This window comes from Mesorhizobium sp. M5C.F.Ca.IN.020.32.2.1 (assembly GCF_004023105.1).
Taxonomy (GTDB): domain Bacteria; phylum Pseudomonadota; class Alphaproteobacteria; order Rhizobiales; family Rhizobiaceae; genus Mesorhizobium; species Mesorhizobium wenxiniae.
The window spans coordinates 1-3,702 of record NZ_RZSX01000659.1 but is presented as its reverse complement, the minus strand read 5'-3'; the positions used below and the strand labels follow the sequence as shown (position 1 = coordinate 3,702).

4 protein-coding genes are annotated in these 3,702 nt (G+C 62.0%); 3 read left to right on the top strand and 1 reads right to left on the bottom strand.

What is annotated here, in order from left to right; all coding sequences use genetic code 11:
- Together EOA86_RS26465 and EOA86_RS26460 are read left to right on the top strand one after the other, a co-directional pair.
- Positions 1–772: substrate-binding domain-containing protein (locus EOA86_RS26465; RefSeq protein ID WP_128344390.1), on the top strand; the 772-nt coding region annotated here is incomplete at its 5' end.
- Positions 773–873: 101 nt separating this feature from the next.
- On the top strand, positions 874–1,767 hold the full coding sequence (locus tag EOA86_RS26460; RefSeq protein WP_128344389.1) for a sugar phosphate isomerase/epimerase: 894 nt from the start codon (positions 874–876) through the stop codon (positions 1,765–1,767).
- Between the two features lie 22 nt (positions 1,768–1,789).
- Here the strand turns inward: EOA86_RS26460 and uxuA are convergent, their stop codons facing one another.
- Complete coding sequence (gene uxuA, locus EOA86_RS26455; RefSeq protein ID WP_128344387.1) at positions 1,790–2,974, bottom strand: mannonate dehydratase; 1,185 nt, start codon at positions 2,972–2,974, stop codon at positions 1,790–1,792.
- 75 nt (positions 2,975–3,049) lie between these two features.
- On the opposite strand from uxuA, the gene EOA86_RS26450 reads away from it, so the two are divergent.
- Positions 3,050–3,702: SDR family NAD(P)-dependent oxidoreductase (locus tag EOA86_RS26450; protein ID WP_128344386.1), on the top strand; the 653-nt coding region annotated here is incomplete at its 3' end.

Below are 3,702 nucleotides of genomic sequence, written 5' to 3'. Positions count from 1 at the left end.
CCCCAATGTCGAGGTGACGTCGGTGTCGGCCGACTACGACCTCAACAAGCAGGTCTCGCAGGTCGACTCCTTCATCGCCGCCGGCGTCGACGTGATCATGCTCAACGCCGTCGATGCCAAGGCGATCGCACCGGCGGTGAAGAAGGCGCAGGCGGCGGGCATCGTGGTTGCCGCTTTCGATGTTTCGGCGCCGGGCGCCGACGTCACCGTGATGACCAACAACGTCAAGGCCGGCGAAGCGGCTTGCCAGTATCTTGTCGACCACACCGGCGGCAAGGGCGACTATGTCATCCTGAACGGCCCGGCATCGTCGTCGATCCTGGAGCGGGTCAAAGGCTGCAAGGACGTGCTGGCGAAGCACCCGGATATCAAGATCCTCTCCGACGACCAGAATGCCGAAGGCTCGCGCGACGGCGGCCTGAAGGTGTTCCAGTCGCTACTGACCCGTTTCGACAAGATCGACGCGGTGTTCGCCATCAATGATCCGACGGCGATCGGCGCCCAGCTTGCGGCCAAGCAGCTCAACCGCTCGGAGTTCATCTTCACCGCGGTCGACGGCGCGCCCGACATCGAGAAGGAACTCTCTTCCGGCACCTCGATGATCAAGGCCTCGGCCTCGCAAGATCCTTACGTCATGGCTGGCCAGTCGCTGCAGATGGCGGCTGAGGTGCTCGCCGGCAAAAAGCCGGCCGAGGCGACGGTGCTGCTCGACCCGCAGCTGATCACGGCAGAGAACCTGAAGGACTACAAGGGCTGGACCGCAGCCCGCTAAGCGCCGGGATGACCGGCCGCACCTTTTTTGTCAGAGCATCGGATTTTCCCAAAACCGGTTTCCACTTTGGGTCCGATGCTCTCGACCAGCAGGAGACGATCATGTCGCGCATTGGAATCCATTCTTTCGTCTGGTCGGCAAGCTCGGCGCAAGGCGACCTCGAACGGACGCTGGCCAACACCAAAGAGGCCGGCTTTGACCTGATCGAATTCTCCTATCTCGACCCTGCCAATGTTGACATTGGCGGGCTGGCCAGGCGCATCGCCGACCTCGATCTCGGCGTGGCGATCAGCATCGGACTGCCGGCCGACGGCGACATTTCAAGCGCCGACAAGGCGATTGCGGCGCACGGCGTCGAAATCCTGAAACGTACGATCGCGCTCACCCGCGATCTCGGCGGCCGGAAGGTCGCCGGCATCCTCAGCACCAGCCACGGATTGCAGACTGGGGCGCCGACGCGCGATCAATGGAACCGCAGTGCTGCCACGCTCGCCAAGGTCGCGGAGACCGCCAAGGCCGCCGGCGTCACGCTCAACCTCGAGATCGTCAACCGCTTCGAGAGCAATCTGCTCAACACCGCCGCACAAGGGCTAGCCTTCATCGAGGACACCGGCTCCGACAACATCTTCCTGCATCTCGACACTTTCCACATGAATATCGAGGAGGCCGATGTCGGGCTGGCCATCCGCCACGCCGCGAAGAAGATCGGCTATGTCCATATCGGCGAGAGCCATCGCGGCTTCCTCGGCACCGGCAACATCGACTTCGCCGCGATCTTCGATGCGCTGACCGCGATCGGCTATAGCGACGACCTCAGCTTCGAATCCTTCTCATCGGAGATCGTCGACGAGAACCTGTCGAAGAAAACCGCCATCTGGCGCAATCTGTGGACCGACAATATGGAACTGGCCCGGCATGCGCGCCGCTTCATAGCCATCGGGCTGGAGACGGCACGGCGCAAGGCCGAGCTTGTTTCATCAAACCATCGACCTTAGCACCACTTCCCGTTTGCGATCCTCAGGCCAGATCAAAACGTTCCACGGCGCGCATGATGCCGCGCAGTTCGGCGAGGCCCTTCAGCCGGCCGATCAATGAGTAGCCGGGGTTGATCCTGGTCTTGCCGACATCGTCGGCGAGCAGATGGCCATGATCAGGACGCATGGGAATCCGCCAGTCGGCGCGACCTTCCCTACTGCGGCGCGTCTCTTCCTGCATCAAAGCGAGGATGACATGCGCCATGTCAGTGCCGCCCTCCAGATGCTCGGCTTCATAGAAAGAGCCGTCATCCTCGATGGTTACATTGCGCAGATGGACGAAATGGATCCGGTCGGCGAATTCCTTGACCATGCCGACAATGTCGTTATCGGTGCGCGTACCGTAGGAGCCGGTGCAGAATGTCAGGCCGTTCGCCGGGCTGTCGACGGCGTTCAGGATGAAACGCGCGTCCTCGGCGGTCGAGACGATCCGTGGCAAGCCATAGAGTGAGAATGGTGGGTCGTCGGGATGGATGCACATGCGCACCCCCTCCTCCTCGGCCACGGGAATGATCTCGTGCAAAAACCAGGCAAGATTGTTGCGCAACTCCTTCGGCCCGATCGAATCGTATTCCGCCAATGCCTCGCGAAAGCTTTCACGGTTGTAGCTGCGCTCGGTTGCTGGCAGGCCAGCGATGAGATTGCGCTCGATCCTGTCGATCTGCTCGTCGTTCAGCGCCTTGGAGCGTAATTCCGCCTCTGCGATACGTGCCGCGCTGTAGCTGGCCTCGGCATTCCTGCGCTTCAGGACGAACAGGTCGTATGCGGCAAAATCGATCGCGTCGAAACGCAGGGCGTAGCCCGTCGTTGGAAGCCGATAGGCAAGGTCGGTGCGGGTCCAGTCGACCACAGGCATGAAGTTGTAGCAGATGGTCTTTATGCCGGCTTTCGCCAGCGCACGGATCGTGTCCTTGTACCAGCCAACATAGCGAACCCGTTCCGCCGAGCCGATCTTGATCGAATTGTGGACGGGAATGCTCTCCACGACAGACCAGGTCAGCCCTTCGGCCTCGATGATCCGCTTGCGCTCCAGGATATCCGCCAAAGGCCAGGCGCGGCCGTCATAGATATTATGCAGGGCGGATACAACGCCCGTGGCTCCGGCCTGCTTGACATGATCGAGCGTCACCGGGTCGTCAGGGCCATACCAGCGCCAGCATTGTTCCATCGAGGCTTTCCTTTGCGATAAAACAGAACCGTATTGTTGGGCCACAATGGAAGTCAAATTAAAGGAGTTTGCGCAATGAAGGATTTCGACGGCAAGATCGCTCTGGTGACGGGGACGACCGGGATCGGCCTGGCAACCGCCCGACGTCTTGCGGCGGGCGGCGCGGCGATCATCGCCTGCGGCATCGACCGCGCGGCCAACGCGGCGATGACAGCGGAACTGGACAGCTCCGGCGCCGGGGCGCTGGTCATGGCCGTCGACGTCTCCGTGCCGGATCAGGTTCGCGATGCGGTCGCGGCCGGTGTCGAGCGGTTCGGCGGCCTCGATATCATCGTCAATTCCGCGGCGGTCCATCCATATGGAACCGCTGTTAGCACCGATTTCGACACCTGGAACCAGGCGATGTCCGTCAATGTCGGCTCGATCTACCTGACCGCGCATTTCGGTATTCCCGAGATGATGAAGAGAGGCGGCGGCGCCGTCGTCAACGTGGCTTCGGTGCAGGGCTTCGCCTGCCAGCAGAACGTCGTCGCCTATGCTACGACCAAGGGCGCCATCCACACCCTGACGCGCTCTCTGGCGCTTGACTACGCGCGCTCCGGCATTCGCGTCAATTCCGTCAGCCCGGGCTCGATCCGCACCCCGATCCTTGAAAAGGCGGCGCGCGGCGAGAATGGCACCGACGCCGATGTCGAGGCCGCCTACAGGCGCTTCGGCGAAGCCCACCC

What these genes read in the sequence shown, in the direction of transcription:
- uxuA (WP_128344387.1), bottom strand. Translation starts at nt 2,974, where the DNA reads ATGGAACAATGCTGGCGCTGGTATGGCCCTGACGACCCGGTGACGCTC.
- EOA86_RS26460 (WP_128344389.1), top strand. Translation starts at nt 874, where the DNA reads ATGTCGCGCATTGGAATCCATTCTTTCGTCTGGTCGGCAAGCTCGGCG.